17 protein-coding genes are annotated in these 18882 nt (G+C 70.9%); 10 read left to right on the forward strand and 7 right to left on the reverse strand.

Annotation, left to right across the window (positions count from 1 at the left end):
- The first annotated feature begins 175 nt into the window (after nucleotides 1–175).
- From GTY56_RS18520 to GTY56_RS18535, 4 genes are all read left to right on the forward strand, one after another.
- A complete protein-coding gene (locus tag GTY56_RS18520; protein WP_161366465.1) occupies nucleotides 176–685 on the forward strand; it encodes a MarR family transcriptional regulator in 510 nt (169 codons plus the stop codon).
- Nucleotides 686–728: 43 nt separating this feature from the next.
- Nucleotides 729–1067 carry a DUF3817 domain-containing protein gene (locus GTY56_RS18525; protein WP_161366466.1) on the forward strand — a complete coding sequence of 113 codons (339 nt, stop codon included), beginning with the start codon at nucleotides 729–731 and terminating at the stop codon, nucleotides 1065–1067.
- A gap of 117 nt (nucleotides 1068–1184) precedes the next feature.
- Nucleotides 1185–2885 (forward strand): coenzyme B12-dependent isobutyryl-CoA mutase large subunit, encoded by a 1701-nt coding sequence (gene icmA, locus GTY56_RS18530; protein ID WP_161366467.1) that lies wholly within the window; start codon nucleotides 1185–1187, stop codon nucleotides 2883–2885.
- Nucleotides 2886–3218: 333 nt separating this feature from the next.
- On the forward strand, nucleotides 3219–3596 hold the full coding sequence (locus tag GTY56_RS18535; protein ID WP_161366468.1) for a hypothetical protein: 378 nt from the start codon (nucleotides 3219–3221) through the stop codon (nucleotides 3594–3596).
- A gap of 25 nt (nucleotides 3597–3621) precedes the next feature.
- Here GTY56_RS18535 and GTY56_RS18540 read toward each other — a convergent pair whose 3' ends face one another.
- Nucleotides 3622–4257 (reverse strand): TetR/AcrR family transcriptional regulator, encoded by a 636-nt coding sequence (locus GTY56_RS18540; RefSeq protein WP_161366469.1) that lies wholly within the window; start codon nucleotides 4255–4257, stop codon nucleotides 3622–3624.
- Nucleotides 4258–4492: 235 nt separating this feature from the next.
- Here GTY56_RS18540 and GTY56_RS18545 point away from each other — a divergent pair, with 235 nt between their 5' ends.
- The 4 genes from GTY56_RS18545 (at nucleotide 4493) to GTY56_RS18560 (ending at nucleotide 8781) form a co-directional block, all read left to right on the forward strand.
- Nucleotides 4493–5467, forward strand: coding sequence for a tetratricopeptide repeat protein (locus GTY56_RS18545; RefSeq protein ID WP_161366470.1), 975 nt, complete (start codon nucleotides 4493–4495; stop codon nucleotides 5465–5467).
- A 621-nt stretch (nucleotides 5468–6088) separates the two neighbouring features.
- Entirely contained in the window at nucleotides 6089–6721 is a 633-nt protein-coding gene (locus tag GTY56_RS18550; protein WP_033312948.1) for a DUF6230 family protein, read from the forward strand.
- 118 nt (nucleotides 6722–6839) lie between these two features.
- Nucleotides 6840–7403 (forward strand): DUF6114 domain-containing protein, encoded by a 564-nt coding sequence (locus tag GTY56_RS18555; RefSeq protein WP_161366471.1) that lies wholly within the window; start codon nucleotides 6840–6842, stop codon nucleotides 7401–7403.
- The gene (locus GTY56_RS18560; protein WP_161366472.1) at nucleotides 7393–8781 is read left to right on the forward strand and encodes a hypothetical protein; all 1389 of its coding nucleotides are present in this window, start codon (nucleotides 7393–7395) and stop codon (nucleotides 8779–8781) included. Before GTY56_RS18555 ends, GTY56_RS18560 begins: the two co-directional genes overlap by 11 nt.
- A 103-nt stretch (nucleotides 8782–8884) precedes the next feature.
- Here the strand turns inward: GTY56_RS18560 and pyk are convergent, their stop codons facing one another.
- The 3 genes from pyk to pta all read right to left on the reverse strand — a co-directional run bounded on the left by pyk (nucleotide 8885) and on the right by pta (nucleotide 13703).
- Nucleotides 8885–10312 carry a pyruvate kinase gene (pyk, locus tag GTY56_RS18565; protein ID WP_161366473.1) on the reverse strand — a complete coding sequence of 476 codons (1428 nt, stop codon included), beginning with the start codon at nucleotides 10310–10312 and terminating at the stop codon, nucleotides 8885–8887.
- A gap of 74 nt (nucleotides 10313–10386) precedes the next feature.
- Nucleotides 10387–11604, reverse strand: a complete 1218-nt coding sequence (locus tag GTY56_RS18570) for an acetate/propionate family kinase (RefSeq protein ID WP_161366474.1) — start codon at nucleotides 11602–11604, stop codon at nucleotides 10387–10389.
- Entirely contained in the window at nucleotides 11601–13703 is a 2103-nt protein-coding gene (gene pta / locus GTY56_RS18575) for a phosphate acetyltransferase (RefSeq protein ID WP_161366475.1), read from the reverse strand. The genes GTY56_RS18570 and pta overlap by 4 nt, the downstream gene beginning before the upstream one ends.
- 221 nt (nucleotides 13704–13924) lie before the next feature.
- On the opposite strand from pta, the gene GTY56_RS18580 reads away from it, so the two are divergent.
- A complete protein-coding gene (locus GTY56_RS18580; protein WP_161366476.1) occupies nucleotides 13925–14950 on the forward strand; it encodes an ATP-dependent 6-phosphofructokinase in 1026 nt (341 codons plus the stop codon).
- 86 nt (nucleotides 14951–15036) lie between these two features.
- Here GTY56_RS18580 and GTY56_RS18585 read toward each other — a convergent pair whose 3' ends face one another.
- Entirely contained in the window at nucleotides 15037–15798 is a 762-nt protein-coding gene (locus GTY56_RS18585; RefSeq protein WP_161366477.1) for an XRE family transcriptional regulator, read from the reverse strand.
- 201 nt (nucleotides 15799–15999) lie between these two features.
- Here GTY56_RS18585 and GTY56_RS18590 point away from each other — a divergent pair, with 201 nt between their 5' ends.
- On the forward strand, nucleotides 16000–16425 hold the full coding sequence (locus GTY56_RS18590) for a PPOX class F420-dependent oxidoreductase (protein ID WP_161366489.1): 426 nt from the start codon (nucleotides 16000–16002) through the stop codon (nucleotides 16423–16425).
- Nucleotides 16426–16490: 65 nt separating this feature from the next.
- Here GTY56_RS18590 and GTY56_RS18595 read toward each other — a convergent pair whose 3' ends face one another.
- On the reverse strand, nucleotides 16491–17180 hold the full coding sequence (locus GTY56_RS18595; RefSeq protein WP_161366478.1) for a response regulator: 690 nt from the start codon (nucleotides 17178–17180) through the stop codon (nucleotides 16491–16493).
- Nucleotides 17177–18847 carry an ATP-binding protein gene (locus GTY56_RS18600; protein ID WP_161366479.1) on the reverse strand — a complete coding sequence of 557 codons (1671 nt, stop codon included), beginning with the start codon at nucleotides 18845–18847 and terminating at the stop codon, nucleotides 17177–17179. The genes GTY56_RS18595 and GTY56_RS18600 overlap by 4 nt, the downstream gene beginning before the upstream one ends.
- Nucleotides 18848–18882: the final 35 nt, after the last annotated feature.

Here is an 18882-nt window from a genome sequence, read left to right on the forward strand (position 1 = left end):
CCGCTCCCTGGAGAAGGTGACGTGCAGTGACGAAGAGGGCGCCAATCGTTACACACGGCAATGGGGCGTCCTGGAAAGGACAGGACGTCTGCACGGCACTGCGGGAATCGACGCCGCCCGCCCGAAGGGCGAGACAGGGCTGACCGCCATGTGACCGGCCGGTAGGGTCGGGTGCGTGCCGAAGCCGCTCAGTCTCTCCTTCGATCCGATCGCGCGCGCCGACGAACGCTGGAAGCAGCGCTGGGGGAACGTGCCGTCCATGGCCGCGATCACCTCGATCATGCGCGCCCAGCAGATCCTCCTCGCCGAGGTCGACGCGGTGGTCAGGCCGTACGGGCTGACGTTCGCGCGGTACGAGGCGCTGGTGCTGCTCACCTTCTCCAAGTCCGGCGAGCTGCCGATGTCCAAGATCGGCGAGCGCCTCATGGTGCACCCCACGTCCGTGACGAACACCGTGGACCGGCTGGTGAAGTCGGGTCTGGTCGCCAAACGGCCCAACCCGAACGACGGTCGCGGCACCCTCGCCGGCATCACCGGCAAGGGCCGTGAGGTCGTCGAGTCGGCCACCCGCGACCTGATGGCGATGGACTTCGGGCTCGGCGCGTACGACGCGGAGGAGTGCGCGGAGATCTTCGCGATGCTGCGGCCGCTGCGCCTGTCGGCGGGCGACTTCCAGGAGGAGTGACCCGGGGCAAGATCTGCCGGAACGGGTGGTTACGCTCGACGTCATGAAAAAGAGCGTGCTGACTCGCTACCGCGTGATGGCCTACGTCACCGGCGTGCTGCTGGTCCTGCTGACCTTCGGCATGATCGGCAAGTATGTGCTCGACCTGAACGGCGCGGCCGACTTCACGCGCGTCGTCAGCATCGCGCACGGCTGGCTGTACGTCGTGTACCTGATCTTCGCCTTCGACCTGGGCTCCAAGGCGAAGTGGCCGGTGGGCAAGCAGCTGTGGGTGCTGCTCGCGGGGACGGTTCCGACGGCCGCGTTCTTCGTGGAGCGCCGGATCAGCCGCGAGCTGGAGGGCCGGATCGCCGGGGACGCGCCCGCGCCCGTCAAGGCGTAGCCCCGGCAGGCGTCACCGCCGCCGCACGCACGCGTGCGGCGGCCGTTCTCACCCGTTCGCCAGGTCACTCCCGTCAGCCATCGACATTTACTAGGACGTCCAAGTAAATTCGGGGGTATGGACACTGACGCCATCGAGGAGGGCCGCCGCCGCTGGCAGGCCCGGTACGACGCCGCGCGCAAGCGCGAGGCCGACTTCACCACGCTCTCCGGCGACCCCGTGGAGCCGGTGTACGGGCCGCGGCCCGGAGACGCCTACGACGGGTTCGAGCGGATCGGCTGGCCGGGTGAGTACCCCTTCACCCGCGGTCTGTACGCGACCGGCTACCGAGGGCGCACGTGGACCATCCGGCAGTTCGCCGGGTTCGGCAACGCCGAGCAGACCAACGAGCGCTACAAGATGATCCTCCGCAACGGCGGCGGCGGGCTCTCGGTCGCCTTCGACATGCCGACGCTCATGGGCCGCGACTCCGACGACCCCCGCTCGCTGGGCGAGGTCGGTCACTGCGGCGTCGCCATCGACTCGGCGGCCGACATGGAGGTCCTGTTCAAGGACATCCCGCTGGGCGACGTCACGACGTCGATGACCATCAGCGGCCCGGCCGTCCCCGTCTTCTGCATGTACCTGGTCGCCGCCGAACGGCAGGGCGTCGACCCGTCCGTCCTCAACGGCACGCTCCAGACGGACATCTTCAAGGAGTACATCGCCCAGAAGGAGTGGCTCTTCCAGCCCGAGCCCCACCTGCGGCTCATCGGCGACCTCATGGAGCACTGCGCGGCCGGCATTCCCGCGTACAAGCCGCTGTCCGTCTCCGGCTACCACATCCGCGAGGCCGGGTCGACGGCCGCGCAGGAGCTGGCCTACACGCTCGCGGACGGCTTCGGGTACGTCGAGCTGGGCCTCTCGCGCGGACTGGACGTCGACGTCTTCGCCCCCGGCCTGTCCTTCTTCTTCGACGCGCACGTCGACTTCTTCGAGGAGATCGCCAAGTTCCGCGCGGCGCGGCGCATCTGGGCCCGCTGGATGCGCGACGTCTACGGCGCCACGTCCGAGAAGGCCCAGTGGCTGCGCTTCCACACGCAGACGGCCGGCGTCTCCCTCACCGCGCAGCAGCCGTACAACAACGTCGTACGCACCGCCGTGGAAGCCCTGGCGGCCGTGCTGGGCGGCACCAACTCGCTGCACACCAACGCGCTCGACGAGACCCTCGCCCTGCCGAGCGAGCAGGCCGCGGAGATCGCGCTGCGCACGCAGCAGGTGCTGATGGAGGAGACCGGCGTCGCCAACGTGGCCGACCCGCTGGGCGGTTCCTGGTACGTCGAGCAGCTGACGGACCGCATCGAGGCGGACGCCGAGAAGATCTTCGAGCAGATCAAGGAGCGCGGACTGCGGGCGCACCCCGACGGGCGGCACCCCATCGGCCCGATCACCTCCGGAATCCTGCGCGGCATAGAGGACGGCTGGTTCACCGGGGAGATCGCCGAGTCGGCGTTCCGGTACCAGCAGGCGCTGGAGAAGGGCGACAAGAGGGTCGTCGGCGTGAACTGTCACGACGGGTCGGTCACCGGGGACCTGGAGATCCTGCGGGTCAGCCACGAGGTGGAGCGCGAGCAGGTCCGGGCGCTGGGCGGCCGCAAGTCGGCCCGTGACGACGCCGCGGTGCGCACCGCGCTCGACGCCATGCTGGCCGCCGCCCGCAGCGGCGCCAACATGATCGAGCCGATGCTGGACGCCGTGCGGGCGGAGGCCACGCTCGGAGAGATCTGCGGGGTGCTGCGGGACGAGTGGGGGGTGTACACCGAGCCCGCGGGGTTCTGAGGTCGCATCCGGAGCGGGGGCAGGTGCCGGTACCGGTGCCGGTCCTCGGCTCCGCCGGGGCGGGCGGCTCCTCCGGCGACCGGGACGCGGCCGGAGCACCACCGGAGCACGACCGGGACGCGGCCGGGAGCGCCTTGCCGTCCGCGGCGGGGACGCCCGGAACCGACCGTCCCCGGACAGCTCGTTCCAGCGCACGCGCGGGGCCGCGGCCGCCCGGGCCGGGGCGATGCCGCCGGTCGTCGGAGGGCGGATCCGCCGTGCCGCCGTGAGCACGGACCGTCGTGCGGCACCATACGCAGCAGTGCACGATCCGCTGACGACTGGAGGACCTTCGTGGAGCCCATCACGGCAGGACTGCTCGTGGCTCTCGCCTCGGGGACGGCAGGTGCGGCCGGAGAGCAGATCTGGGCGTCCCTGCGCGAGCTCGTCACCCGGAGGGGTTCGCGGGCCGGCGACGAGGAGCCGGCGGTGCCCGCCGAACCCCCGCGTACCGGGGAGCGGGCCGGGCGGCTCGCGGCGCTGCTCAACGAACGCGCCGGGCAGGACCCCGAGTTCGCCGCGGCGCTGGAGATCTGGCGGCGGCGGGCGGAGGCGGAGGTCGCCCCACCTTCCGGTGACGTCCACAACGAGATCTCCGGCGGCACCCAGACCACGGTGATCCAGAGCCGGGACATCCACGGCGACATCACCATCGGCGGCCGCCCTTCCTGAACGGGCCGCCGGGCGGGGGCGCGGCTCAGCCGTCGGGCGGGTGGGCGGCCTCTCCCGCCAGCCCCCGCAGCAGCACGCCCGTGAAGCGGTTGACCCATTCCTCGTCCGCCGGTTCCGCGCTCACCAGCGTGCGGTGGACCACCGCGCCCGCCACCATGTCGAAGATCAGGTCGACCGTGCGGGCGGACGTGGCCGGGTCCGGTTCCGCGGGGAGTTCGCCCCGGGCCTGGGCCCGCGAGCGGCCCTCCAGGACCAGCCGCTTCTGGCGGTCGACGACCGACGCCCGGATGCGCTCCCGCAGGGCCTCGTCCCGGGTGGCCTCCGCCACCACCGCCATCAGGCCGCTCCTCGCCTCGGGGAGGGCCAGGATCGAGGCGAGTTGCAGGACCACGCCCTGGATGTCGGCGGCCAGGGAGCCCCGGTCGGGGAGTTCCAGCTCGTCGAAGAGTTCCGCGACCGCGTCGACGACCAGTTCGTTCTTGCCCGCCCAGCGCCGGTAGAGGGTGGTCTTCGCAACCCCGGCGCGCGTCGCGACGTCCCCCAGGGTGAGCTTGGACCAGCCAAGGTCCACCAGAGCCTCGCGGGTCGCGGCCAGGATCGCGGCGTCCGCCGTGGCGCTGCGCGGGCGCCCGGTGCGGCTGGCTGGACTGCGGCTCTGCATCTTTCGACCATAGACCCGGCGGTTCCCGTCGCCGTCGTGAGGGAGATCACCGGGGGGTGGTGTTCCGTCGCCCCGGCCGGGCATTACGCTACGACTCGTAGCGAAAGCACGTGATGGACGTACACGGGCCTCGCACACCCGGCGTGGGTGGGGACCCGGCGCCGAAAGGCACCGGACCGGCCCGGCTTTCACACCGTTTTTCACACGCGCGCGCAGGACGGGGGAGGATAGGCGCATGCAGCCACGGAACATGTCCATGAGCGGAGTCGTCGACCTCGCCGCGGTGAAGGCGGCCCAGGAGGCCAAGGCGAAGGCGGAGCAGGCGCGCGCGCAGTCCGCCCGGGAGGGCGGGACGGGGGCGATCTCCCCGGCCGATCTCGTCATCGACGTCGACGAGGCGGGGTTCGAGAGGGACGTCCTGCAGCGTTCCGCCGAGGTGCCCGTCGTCATCGACTTCTGGGCCGAGTGGTGTGAGCCCTGCAAGCAGCTCAGCCCCGTCCTGGAGCGGCTGGCCGTCGAGTACAACGGCCGCTTCCTGCTCGCCAAGATCGACGTCGACGCCAACCAGATGCTGATGCAGCAGTTCGGCATCCAGGGAATCCCCGCGGTGTTCGCGGTCGTCGCGGGTCAGGCGCTGCCGCTCTTCCAGGGAGCGGCGGGCGAGGCCCAGATCCGGCAGACCCTCGACCAGCTGGTGCAGGTCGGCGAGCAGCGCTTCGGCCTGACCGGTCTCACCGTCGACCCCGACGCCGAGCCGGGGGGTGCCCCGGAGGCTGCCGAGCGGCCGGCCGGCCCGCACGACGGGCTCCTGGAAGCCGCCGTGCAGGCGCTCGACTCGGGCGACCTGTCCGGCGCCGTCCAGGCGTACAAGAACGTACTGAACGAGGACCCGGGCAACGAGGAGGCCAAGCTGGGCCTCGCCCAGGCCGAGTTGCTCCAGCGGGTGCAGGGCGTCGACCCGCAGCAGGTACGCCGGGACGCGGCCGACAAGCCGGCCGATGTGCAGGCGCAGATCGCCGCCGCCGACCTGGATCTGGTGGGCGGTCACGTCGAGGACGCGTTCGGCCGGCTCATCGAGACGGTGCAGCGCACGGTCGGTGACGACCGGGACACCGTACGGATGCGGCTGCTGGAGCTGTTCGAGGTCGTCGGGCCCGACGATCCCCGGGTGATCGCGGCGCGCAGGGCCCTGGCGCGCGCCCTGTTCTGACCAGTCGTTAAACATGCGGGCCTGTGGTGCCCGCGTGAAAAGTTTGCCGATAGAGGGTCACTGCGGCCGCGCTTTACCAAATCTTGGTAATCGCGGCCGCTGTTACTACGAGTAAGTCATCGGCGTTGATCTGTCGGATTCTGTCCAGCGATCAACAGCTTTGTACTGCCGCCGGAGACCACCCTGTGTCGTCGGCCGAGACCGATGGGTCGTTGTTCGGTTATCCGGCCGTTACTAGCGAGTAACGAACCCCCTTGTGCGGGCGGCGAGAATGCACCACGATCGGCCACGCTCGGTCCAATCCCGTACCCCGGCAGCCGGTTGGGTCACGGGACGTCCTGGGTCCCCACCGAGCAGAGCCGGCGGCAGTGGCGCCGGCTCTTGGACAGGGGGGTCTTCGCCCTTCCGGCGAAGCCTGTCCAGCAGGGTTGTGCGTGATGCGTGTCAGGCGCGACCAGTGGTTGTCGCTCGGGGGTGATCGCCGGTGATTCGGGCGCAGTTGCGCCGCCGAGTGCAGGCGCTCTCCTTCCCGAGGACGTAGCACTTCTCCCATCCCTGCCCGGCTGAGCCGCCAATCGGGGCGAGCCAGGACAGGAGATGTACGTCCGAGAAGGAGGAAATATGGAGTCCCAGGTGCGTGGCGGGACCAGATGGAAGCGGTTCGCTGTGGTCATGGTGCCCAGCGTCGCCGCCACGGCTGCGATAGGTGTCGCCCTCGCGCAGGGCGCTCTCGCCGCGTCGTTCAGCGTCTCCGGCCAGTCGTTCAAGGTCACGACCGACCAGCTCGTCGGCACGGGCTTCTCGCAGTACGGCGCCCTCGATGAGGGATACACGCTCGACGGCAAGAAGTCGGTGCACCCGGTCGCGGTCTCGTCGTTCAAGCAGGCGACGATCAAGAACCTGTGCCAGTCGGTCGTCACCCCGAACATTCCGGTGCTCGGGAACGTCAGCCTGATCCTGCGTGCGGGTCAGGGTGCGAAGCCGGTCGAGGCTCAGAACCTCTACATCGACGTCGCCGACCTCAGTGCCGACGCGACGTTCGAGAACATCGACATCGGTGTGGCCGCCAAGGACGCCAACAAGGGTCCGGCCATGAGGAAGGGCGAGACGGCGAACCCGTACGGCTTCGCCCAGCAGGCCGACAAGGCGACCCTGACCGACGTGAAGCAGACGGCGTGGGCGACCACCGCCGGAACCTTCAAGCTCAGCGGCCTGAAGATGTCGCTGTCGACGGGTGTCAAGGAGTGCTACTAAGCACTCGATGACGGGCGGGGGAGCCGGTGGCGCCCCCGCCCGTCCACCTTCCGGCCGCGCCTTCACGCGGGGCCCACATCACCACCACAGCAACGCTGTACCAGGGAGCTGTTTTTCCATGAGCGCCGAGACCCCTGCCGCCACCGGCCAGTTCACCGTCCGGAGGCAGCAGTTCCGCGCCTGGCGGGGTGAGCGGCCGTTCTGGGCCGGGCTGTTCGTCCTCCTCAGTGGACTGCCCATCGCCTACTTCCCGTACGCGAACCTCCAGATCGGTCACCTGACGCTGGCGATGGCGACCACCGCGGGTGCCGGATCCCTGATCATCGGCGTGCTGCTCGTCGTACTGGGCGTGAGCCTCTGGTTCCAGAAGCACGTCCGCGTCTTCGCGGGAGTCGCGGCCATCCTGCTGGCACTGGTCTCCATCCCCGTGTCGAACATCGGTGGCTTCCTCATCGGCTTCCTCCTCGCCCTCGTGGGCGGGGCGATGGCCGTGGCCTGGGCACCGGGCGCACGTCCCGCGGGACAGCCCGCCGCCATGGCCGGCACCGGCACGGGCGAGGCTCCCGAGGCAACGGACCACGACACCACGATGCTGCGGCCCGTGGACGGGGTGGACGAGCCGAACGATCTGTCAGGAACGAACCCGGCCAACGGGGCGAACGGGAGGCACAGTGCCGGCTGACGAGGTGACTCACGGGGCTGATGTGGGGGCGTCCCGTGTGAGAACCGGGCCGCGCCACGCGGCACCCAAGAAGCCGCTGTTCACCAGGTTCAGCAGGCCGACCGGCAAGGCGATAGCCATGGCGGCGATGCCGACGGCGGTGCTCATGGGCATGGGCTTCACGTCGACGCTCGCCATCGCCGACAGCGACTCTCCGGCCGCGCCGACGTCGAAGAGCCTGACGGCCGACGAGTACAAGGACTGTGTGGCGGCCCTGGAGGACTCCGAGAAGGACTCCAAGGACGACGAGTCGGCCTCGCCGACGCCGTCCCCCTCGGCGAGCGACGGTGCCACGGACGAGAAGGACGACCAGGGCGACGCGGCCCCGGAGCCGTCCCCCTCGGGCGGCACGGACGCCAACAACGGCGGTTCCTCTTCCTCGGATCCGGGTGCCGGCGACAAGCCCGAGCCGGAGCCGAGCCCGTCCACGAGCGCGCCCGCCACGGGCGGCGACGACACGGCGGCCACGCCGTCCCCCTCGCCGTCCGAGAGCCGCGGCAACGTGCTGGAGGACATCGGCGACGCGATCGGCGGCATCTTCGACGGCGGAAGCGGCGAGGACAAGGACGAGGCGAGCCCCGCCCCGACCCCGTCCGCCTCGGCTTCGGAGAGCACCGAGAAGCCGGCCGGGGAACCCTCCGGCGCCGAGCAGGACACGGCCGAGAAGGCCGCCGGCACGGTCGAGGACACCGTCAGGGACACCACCGGCAAGGCGTCCGACGCGGTGAAGGACACCGGCAAGACGGTGGAGGACACCTCCAAGGCCGTCGAGAAGGCCGCCGAGGCCGCGGCGGAGAAGGCGAAGGAGGCGAAGGAGGCCACCGCCTCCCCGAGCCCCTCCCAGAGCGCCGGCACGGACCCCGACGACTGCCCGGCCGCCACCGACGCCGAGGGCGGCGTCGACAACAAGGTGCCGCTGCCGGACGACCCGTGGTTCCTCAACGCCAGCTCGCTGACGCTGAAGGGCGCCGACTACAAGGGTGTCGTCGAGGTGCGCACCGCCAACGGCACCGTCAAGAAGGTCCTGAAGTACGTCATCTCGGGCGGCACCGACATCGGTGACCTGCACCAGACCGTCAAGGACAAGCAGTCCGGCAAGACCTACCACGTGCAGGCGGCCAAGGGCTCGACGTCCACGATCCGCGACGGCGACACCGTGATGTACACGGAGAGCATCTCCGGCAACCTGCTCGGGCTGATCCCGATCACGTTCGACCCGGAGCACCCGCCGCCGCTGAACATCCCGCTGATCTACTTCACCAACGTGAAGGTGCAGCAGGCCGGCCAGTTCGGCGGGACCCTGCACGTGCCGGGGCTGCACAACTTCATCACCGACTGAGCGCCCCTCAGAGCCCGTTCGGGAGCCGCACACGCCGAGGGCGCCCCTGAATCCCAGGGGGCGCCCTCAGTGGCGTGTACGGGCCCTCACGGCCCTTCGCGGATCAGCCCTTGGCCTCGCCCAGGTGGTGGACCCGCACCATGTTGGTGGTGCCGGGCACGCCGGGGGGCGAACCGGCCGTGATGACCACGATGTCGCCCTCGTTGAAGCGGTTCAGCTTCACCAGCTCCTGCTCGACCAGGTCGACCATCTCGTCGGTGCTGTTCACGAACGGCACCACGTGGGGCTCCACGCCCCAGCTCAGCGCCATCTGGTTGCGGGTGCCCTCGTCGGTGGTGAACGCGATGATCGGCTGGACCGCGCGGTAGCGCGACAGACGGCGGGCGGTGTCGCCGGACTGGGTGAACGCCACCAGGCCGCGGCCGCCGAGGAAGTCGGCGATCTCGCACGCCGCACGGGCCACCGAACCGCCCTGCGTGCGCGGCTTCTTGCCCGGCACCAGCGGCTGGAGGCCCTTCGACATCAGCTCCTGCTCGGCCGCCGCGACGATCTTCGACATCGTCTTCACGGTCTCGATCGGGTACGCGCCCACGCTCGACTCGGCGGACAGCATGACCGCGTCGGCACCGTCCAGGATCGCGTTGGCCACGTCGGAGGCCTCGGCGCGGGTCGGACGGGAGTTGGTGATCATCGACTCCATCATCTGGGTCGCCACGATCACCGGCTTGGCGTTGCGCCGGCACAGCTCGATGAGGCGCTTCTGCACCATGGGGACCTTCTCGAGCGGGTACTCGACGGCGAGGTCACCACGGGCGACCATCACGCCGTCGAACGCCATCACGACGTCCTCCATGTTCTGCACCGCCTGCGGCTTCTCCACCTTGGCGATGACCGGGACGCGGCGGCCCTCCTCGTCCATGACGCGGTGCACGTCCTGGACGTCCTTGGCGTCGCGGACGAAGGACAGCGCGACCAGGTCGCAGCCCATGCGCAGCGCGAAACGGAGGTCCTCGACGTCCTTCTCGGACAGCGCGGGCACGTTGACGGCCGCGCCGGGCAGGTTGATGCCCTTGTGGTCGGAGATGACGCCGCCCTCGATGACGATCGTCTTCACCCGGTGGCCCTCGACCGCGGTGACCTTCAGCTCGACGTTGCCGTCGTTGATGAGGACCTGGTCGCCCTTGGTGACGTCGCCGGGCAGACCCTTGTAGGTCGTCCCGCAGATCGTCTTGTCGCCCGGGACGTCCTCGGTGGTGATGGTGAACTCGTCACCGCGCACCAGCTCCACGGGACCCTCGGCGAAGGTCTCCAGACGGATCTTCGGGCCCTGGAGGTCGGCGAGGACACCGATGGCCCGGCCGGTCTCCTTGGCGGCGGCACGAACGCGGTCGTACCGGCCCTGGTGCTCGGCGTGCGAGCCGTGGCTGAAGTTGAAGCGGGCCACGTTCATGCCGGCTTCGATCAACGCGACAAGCTGATCGTGGGAGTCGACCGCGGGGCCGAGAGTACAGACGATTTTCGAACGGCGCATGGGGGCGATCCTATCGGTTTGTTTCGCAACGGAATATTCCGTCTGGCGGAAAATACAAAAGGGCGGGATGCCGCTCAGGTGTGATTCCCCGAACCAATTACCAGCGCGTAGGTCTGTGTCGCGATCTCCAATTCCTCGTCGGTGGGCACCACCGCCACCGCGACCCGGGCTCCCTCCGGCGAGATCAGCCGGGCCTCGTCGCCGCGCACGGCGTTGCGCTCGTCGTCCACCGCCAGGCCCAGCTCCTCCAGACCCGCCAGGGCGGCCGCCCGCACGGGAGCCGCGTTCTCGCCGACACCGGCGGTGAAGGCGACCGCGTCCACCCGACCGAGCACGGCGTAATAGGCGCCGATGTACTTCTTCAGCCGGTGAATGTAGATGTCGAACGCCAGCTCCGCCTGCTCGTCGCCCTCGTCGACGCGGCGGCGGATCTCCCTCATGTCGTTGTCACCGCACAGACCGATCAGCCCGCTCTTCTTGTTGAGAAGAGTGTCGATCTCGTCGGCGGACATTCCACCAACACGCATCAAATGGAAGATGACGGCCGGGTCCAGGTCTCCGGAGCGCGTACCCATCACGAGCCCCTCCAAAGGCGTAAGACCCATGGAGGTGTCCACGCAGCGGCCGCCCCGCACGGCCGAGGCGGACGCCCCGTTGCCCAGGTGCAGCACGATCACGTTGGTCTCGGCGGGGTCCTTGCCGAGCAGCTCGGCGGTGGCCCGGGAGACGTAGGCGTGCGAGGTGCCGTGGAAGCCGTAGCGCCGCACCCGGTGCTCGTCGGCCGTCTTCACGTCGATCGCGTAACGGGCGGCCGACTCCGGCATGGTCGTGTGGAACGCGGTGTCGAACACGGCGACCTGCGGCAGGTCGGGACGCAGCACCTGGGCCGTGCGGATGCCGGTGAGGTTGGCCGGGTTGTGCAGCGGGGCCACCGGGATGAGCCGCTCGATCTCGGCGAGCACCGCGCCGTCGATCACCGTCGGCTCGGTGAAGGTCTTGCCGCCGTGCACCACCCGGTGCCCGATCGCGGCCAGTTCGGGCGAGTCCAGGCCCAGTCCGTCCTTGGCGAGCTCCTCGGCCACGGCCTTCAGGGCGGCGTCGTGGTCGGCGATCGCACCGCCGCGCTCCCTGCTCTCACCACCCGCCGGGGTGTGCTTCAGCCGGGACGTCTGCTCGCCGATGCGCTCGACCAGGCCCACCGCCAGCCGGCTGCTGTCGCGCATGTCGAGCAGCTGGTACTTCACCGACGAGGAGCCGGAGTTGAGGACGAGGACACGGGTCGGGCTGCTCACTGGGCGGTCGCCTTCTCGCTCGGGGACGGTGCGGGGGTCTGGGCCTGGATCGCCGTGATGGCGACGGTGTTGACGATGTCCGAGACCATGGCGCCCCGGGACAGGTCGTTGACCGGCTTGCGCAGGCCCTGGAGCACCGGGCCGACGGCGATCGCGCCGGCCGAGCGCTGCACGGCCTTGTAGGTGTTGTTGCCGGTGTTCAGGTCGGGGAAGATCAGCACGCTCGCCTGCCCGGCGACCTCGGAACCGGGCAGCTTGGTCGCCGCGACCGACGGCTCCACGGCGGCGTCGTACTGGATCGGGCCCTCGATCTTCAGGTCGGGCCGGCGCGCGCGGACCAGCTCGGTGGCCTCACGCACCTTGTCCACGTCGGCGCCGGAGCCGGAGGTGCCGGTGGAGTACGACAGCATCGCGATCCGCGGCTCCACGCCGAACCGCTCGGCCGTGGTCGCCGACTGGATGGCGATGTCGGCGAGCTGCTCGGCGTTCGGGTCCGGGTTGACCGCGCAGTCGCCGTAGACCAGGACCTTGTCGGCCAGGCACATGAAGAACACCGACGAGACGATGTCGGCGTCCGGCTTGGTCTTGATGATCTCGAAGGCCGGGCGGATGGTCGCGGCCGTGGAGTGCACCGAGCCCGACACCATGCCGTCGGCGAGACCCTCCTGGACCATCAGCGTGCCGAAGTAGTTCACGTCCGAGACGACGTCGTAGGCCAGCTCCACGGTGACGCCCCGGTGGGCGCGCAGGGCCGCGTACTTCTCGGCGAAGCCGTCCCGCAGCTCGGAGGTCGCCGGGTCGATCAGCTGGGACTCGCCGAGGTCGACGCCGAGGTCGGCGGCCTTCTTGCGGATCCGGTCGACCGGGCCGAGCAGGGTCAGGTCGCACACACCCCGGCGCAGCAGCACCTCGGCGGCGTGCAGCACGCGCTCCTCGGTGCCCTCGGGCAGGACGACCCGGCGCAGGTCGGAGCGGGCCTGCTCCAGCAGCTTGTGCTCGAACATCATCGGCGTGACGCGGTCGCTGCTCGGCGCGGAGACCCGGCGCGCCAGGTCGGCGGTGTCGGCGTACCGCTCGAACAGGCCGAGGGCCCGCTCGGCCTTGCGCGGGGTGGCCGCGTTCAGCTTGCCCTCCAGCGAGAACAGCTGCTCGGCGGTGGGGAAGCTGGTGCCGGCCACCGACAGCACCGGCGTGCCGGGCGCGAGGCGGTCGGCGAGGGTGAGGATGTGATCGCCGGGCACCTCGTCCAGGGTGAGCAGCACGCCGGCTATCGGCGGGGTGCCGGCGCTGTGCGCGGCGAGGGAGCCGACGACCAGGTCGGCGCGGTCGCCCGGAGTGACGACGAGACAGCCGGGCGTCAGGGCGCCCAGGAAGTTCGGCAGCATCGCGCCGCCGAAGACGAAACCGAGCACGTCCCGGGCGAGCCCCGAGTCGTCGCCGAGCACGACCTTGGCGCCGAGCGCGTGACCGATCTGCGAGACGGTCGGCGCGGACAGCGCGGGTTCGTCGGGCAGGACGTAACAGGGCACGGGCAGCCTGGAGCCGAGCCGACCGGCGATCTCGTCGCGGTCCTCGCGGGCCACCCGGTTGGCGACCATGGCCAGGACGTCGCAGCCGAGGGTGTCGTAGGCGCGGTAGGCGTTGCGCGTCTCGGCGAGCACCGACTCGACGGTCTGCTTGCGGCCCCCGACGACCGGGATCACGGACGCGCCGAACTCGTTGGCCAGCCGCGCGTTGAGCGCCAGCTCGTCGGGGAGCTGGGTGCCGGCGTAGTCCGTGCCGAGGACCAGGACGACGTCGTAGTCCCGGGCGACCAGGTGGAAACGGTCGACGAGGGTGGACACCAGCTCGTCGGTTCCGGCCTCGGCCTGGAGGGCGGACGCCTCGTGGTAGTCCATGCCGTAGACGGTCGCCGGGTCCTGGGTGAGCCGGTAGCGGGCGCGCAGCAGCTCGAAGAGGCGGTCGGGCCCGTCGTGGACCAGGGGGCGGAAGACGCCCACCCGGTCGACCTGCCGGGTGAGGAGCTCCATGACCCCCAGTTCGACGACCTGGCGCCCGTCGCCTCGGTCGATGCCGGTCACGTACACGCTGCGGGTCACGCGCGCTCTCCGTTTCGTCTCGGGTGGGGGTACGCCTCTCGCCCCACTGCTATCCAGCCGGGGGCACAAAAATCGCCCACCGAGGTGAGCAGAACCCTCTTGACAATACCTCTGCCGGTATATAAGGCGCCCATCGGAGCCGGGTGCCGCAGTGCACTGTGGAGCGTGAAACAATCGGCAGTGGCTCACCGGTGTCAACAGCGAGCAGGAGACACAGCACGATGCGTATCGGAGTTCTCACCGCAGGCGGCGACTGCCCCGGCCTGAACGCCGTGATCCGGTCGGTCGTGCACCGGGCGGTCGACAACTACGGCGACGAGGTCATCGGCTTCGAGGACGGCTACGCGGGCCTGCTCGACGGCCGCTACCGCAACCTCGACCTGGAGTCCGTCAGCGGCATCCTCGCCCGCGGCGGCACCATCCTCGGGTCGTCCCGCCTGGAGCGCGACCGGCTCCGTGAGGCCTGCGAGAACGCCTCCGACATGATCCACCAGTTCGGCATCGACGCGCTGATCCCGATCGGCGGCGAGGGCACGCTGACGGCCGCGCGCATGCTGAGCGACGCGGGCCTGCCCGTCGTGGGCGTCCCGAAGACGATCGACAACGACATCTCCTCCACGGACCGCACCTTCGGCTTCGACACCGCGGTGGGCGTCGCCACCGAGGCGATGGACCGGCTGAAGACCACCGCCGAGTCCCACCAGCGGGTGATGGTGGTGGAGGTCATGGGCCGGCACGCCGGCTGGATCGCCCTGGAGTCCGGCATGGCGGCCGGTGCGCACGGCATCTGCCTGCCGGAGCGGGCCTTCGACCCCGCCGACCTCGTGAAGATGGTCGAGGCGCGGTTCTCCCGCGGCAAGAAGTTCGCGGTGGTCTGCGTCGCCGAGGGCGCCCACCCCGCCGACGGCACCATGGACTACGGCAAGGGCGCCATAGACAAGTTCGGCCACGAGCGCTTCCAGGGCATCGGCGCCGCCCTCGCGCACGAGCTGGAGCGGCGCCTCGGCAAGGAGGCCAAGCCGGTCATCCTCGGCCACATCCAGCGCGGCGGCGTGCCGACCGCCTACGACCGGGTCCTCGCCACGCGGTTCGGCTGGCACGCGGTGGAGGCGGCGCATCAGGGCCGGTTCGGCAGGATGACCGCCCTGCGCGGGACGGACATCGTGATGGTCCCGCTGGCGGAGGCCGTGACCGAGCTGAAGACGGTGCCGAAGGACCGGATGGACGAGGCGGAGTCGGTCTTCTAGGAACCGGTCCTCCGGGCCCCGTCTTCCAGGGCCCCGTCTTCCAGGACCCGGTCTTCCAGAACCCGGTCCTCCGCGGCCCAGTTCTTCTAGCCGGCCTCCAGGTCGGTGTCGTCCTGGAGCTTCGTCCAGAAGTGCTCCACGATCCGGTTGAGGAAGTCCTGGCCGGCACCGCCCGCGTCACCGCTGCCGCCGCCCCAGCTCAGGGTGGCGGCCATGTGCCCCTGGTAGTCCTCGTGCAGGCCCTGGAGGGCCCCCTGCAGGAACCGCCGGTCCAGGGGCACGAGCCGGGCCACCGGGCGTACGTAGGCCTGCCAGCGGGTGGTGACGGCGCTGCGCAGCAGGTCGCCGAGCTTGGCGTCGCGGCCCGTGACGCTGACGAAGTCCGGCAGGCCGAGCCCGAGCAGATCGGCGAGGGCGGCGGACTGGCGGTCCGTGCCGCGCCAGCTGTCGGTCTCCTCCATGCGCAGGTACGTCTGCACCTCGTGTCCCACGGCCCGGGCCACGTCCTCCGGGGCGAGGCAGCGGGCGATGCGGTGTTCGCGCAGGGTGCGCGGTCTGCCGATGAGGTCGGCGGGCGAGCACCACAGCACGCCCGCGAGTGCGGTGAGTTCGGAGTTGGTCGGGGCGGCGGCCCCGCGTTCCCAGGCCATCACGTGGTCCGGGGTGATGTGGGGATGTCCGTACGAGACGCGCATGCCGTGGGCGACGTGCTCGGGTGCCATCCCGAGGGCGGCGCGCAGTCGGCGGGCGGCGGGGGCGTTGAAGGGCGGGGCCGTGGGGGCGGACGCGGCCGGGGGAGAAGGAGGGGACGGGCTGGGGCGGGCTGAAGGTCGGCGCACGGCCCACAAGCTAGGGCGGCGAAGGTGGGCTGACTACGGTCTGTTCGGCCAGGATCACGGATTGTAGGAAGCTACGGCTACTGGCGGGTTCGACCGGGGCTGGAGATCGTCTTCCGGCCGGGATGGAAGCGGGGCGAGGATGTCGCCGGGCCCGGTGATCGCCGGCCCGGAAAGGCGGTGACGCAGAGGAACGGCAAGCTCAACGGGCATATGCGCAAGCGTCTTCCCGCGCCGAACTTCTGGCATCTCGCGACGGTGGGGGCGGACGGGGCGCCTCAGGTGTCGCCCATGTGGGCGGACATCGAAGGGGAGTACGTCATGGTCAACACCTCCATGGGGCGGGTGAAGGAGGAGAACCTGCGGCGCAATCCGTACGTTTCGCTGTCGCACCACGACCCCGCGAACCCCTACGACCGCGCCGAGATCCGCGGGAAGGTCGTGCGGTTCGTGGAGGGGGAGGCCGCGGAGCGGTCGATGGACCGGCTGGCGCGGAAGTACCTCGGCGCGGACCGCTACCCGTGGCTGCTGCCGGGAGAGCGCCGGGTGGTGCTGCTGATCGAGCCGACGCGGGTGCGGCGGCTGGAGGGAGTCGAGCCGTTCCGGGCGGGCGTGCTGCCGCGGGACAGGGCGGACTGAACCCCGGCCCGGGCGCCCTTGGCCGTGCCGGGGCGCACGGGCACGACCTCATGGCTGATGGGCCGTCACTGGCCCGTGACCCAGCGGTACTGCAATTCCGGGCGCCCCACCGTGCCGTACTGAGGGCGGCGGGCCGCGCGGCCCGCGTCGACCAGATGCTCCAGGTAACGGCGGGCCGTGATGCGGGAGATGCCCACGGACTCCGCGACTCCGGCTGCGGTGAGGCCCTCCGCGCTGTCGCGCAGGGCCACCGTCACCCGCTCCAGCGTCGGTGCGCTCAGGCCCTTGGGCAGTGCGGCCGGGCCCGGCGCGCGCAAGGCCGCGAGTGCCCGGTCCACCTCGTCCTGGCCGCTCGCCTCGCCGACCGCCGCGTGGAACTCGGCGTAGCGCACGAGGCGGTCGCGCAGGGTCGCGAAGGTGAAGGGCTTCAGGACGTACTGGACGACCCCGAGCGAGACGCCCTCGCGGACGACGGCCAGATCGCGCGCCGACGTCACCGCTATCACGTCCGCATGGTGACCGGCCGCCCGCAGCGACCGGGCCAGGTGCAGTCCGTGCACGTCCGGCAGGTGCAGATCGAGCAGCAGCAGGTCCACCGGCGTGCGTTCCAGGGCCCGGCGGGCCTCCGCGCCCGTGTGCGCCTTGCCCACGGCCACGAACCCGGGCACCCGGCCGACGTACAGGACGTGGGCGTCGGCGGCGACCGGGTCGTCCTCCACCACCAGGACGCGGATGGCCTTCTCGCTGCTCGTCATGCGTCGCCTCCAGCGCCTCTGGCCGCCGGAACCCCGAAGGGCCGGTCCTCGGCCGCCGTCCCGGGCTCCCGCAGCGGCAGCCGCACCTCGAACTCCGCCCCGCCCCCGGCGGCCTCGGCCACCGTCAGGGAACCCCCGTGCCGCTGACTCGTCTGCCGTACCAGCGCCAGTCCGAGGCCCCGGCCACCCGGGCCCGCCGGCTTCGTCGAGAAGCCGCGCTGGAAGACCGCCTCGGCGTGCTCGGGGTCCACGCCCGGGCCCGTGTCCGAGACCCGCAGCACCAGCTCCGGGGTGTCGTCGGAGGCCTCGGTGTACGCGGCCACCGTCACCCGGGCCCGTACGCTGCCCTGCGCCGCGTCCACGGCGTTGTCGATCAGATTGCCGAGGATCGTCACCAGGTCCCGGGCCGGCAGCGACTCGGGCAGCAGGCCGTCGTCCAGGCTGCTCTCCTCCGAGACCATCAGCTCCACGCCCCGCTCGTTCGCCTGGGCCGTCTTGCCCAGCAGCAGGGCCGCCAGCACCGGCTCGCTCACCGCCGCCACGACCTGGTCCGTCAGGGCCTGCGCCAGCTCCAGCTCGGCCGTCGCGAACTCCACCGCTTCCTCCGCCCGGCCCAGCTCGATCAGCGAGACGACCGTGTGCAGCCGGTTCGCCGCCTCGTGAGCCTGTGAGCGCAGCGCCTGGGTGAATCCACGCTCGGAGTCCAACTCGCCCATCAGTGACTGGAGTTCGGTGACATCACGCAGGGTGACGACCGTACCGCGCCGCTCGCCGCCCGACACCGGCGAGGTGTTGATCACCAGGACCCGGGACGCCGTCAGATGCACCTCGTCCACCCGCGGCTCCGACGCCAGCAGGGCACCCGTCAGCGGGGCCGGCAGCCCCAGCTCCGCGACCGACCGGCCCACCACGTCCCCGGCCACGCCGAGCAATTCGCGTCCTCCGTCGTTGATCAGCGCCACACGGTACTGCCCGTCCAGCATCAGCAGCCCCTCGCGTACGGCGTGCAGGGCGGCCTGGTGGTAGTCGTGCATCCGGCTCAGCTCGGCGGCGTTCATGCCGTGGGTGTGGCGGCGCAGCCGGGCGTTGATGACGTACGTGCCGACCGCGCCCAGCACCAGCGCGCCGGCCGCGACGCCGAGCAGGGCCGTCAGCTGGTCCTGCACCCGCTGGGTGATCTCCTCGACCCTGATGCCCGCGCTGACCAGGCCGACCACCCGCGGGCCGTCCTTGATCGGGGTGACCGCGCGCACCGACGGGCCGAGCGTGCCCGTGTAGGTCTCGGTGAACGTCCGGCCGCGCAGCGCCTGCTCGGTGTGGCCCCGGAAGGTCTGGCCGATCTGCTGCGGGTCGGGATGCGTCCAGCGGATGCCCCGCGGATCCATGATCGTGATGAAGTCGACCTCGGTGTCCCGCATCACCTTCAGCGCGTACGGCTGGAGCTCGGCCGACGGGTCGGCGGTGCGGGTCGCCGCCAGCACGGACGGGGAGTCCGCGACGGACCGCGCCACCGCCCTGGCCTGGCGCGTCGCGGCCTCCTCGGCCTGGCTGCGGTCGCTGACGTAGGAGAACAGCGCGTATCCGGCCACGACGACCGCTATCAGGACGGCCTGCATGGCGAAGAGCTGGCCCGCCAGACTGCGGGGGCCGGGGACGGAGAGACGCATGCCGTCAGTCTGCCTCGTGGCTGATTGTGAACTAA

This window comes from Streptomyces sp. SID5643 (assembly GCF_009872555.1).
GTDB classification, from domain to species: domain Bacteria; phylum Actinomycetota; class Actinomycetes; order Streptomycetales; family Streptomycetaceae; genus Streptomyces; species Streptomyces iakyrus.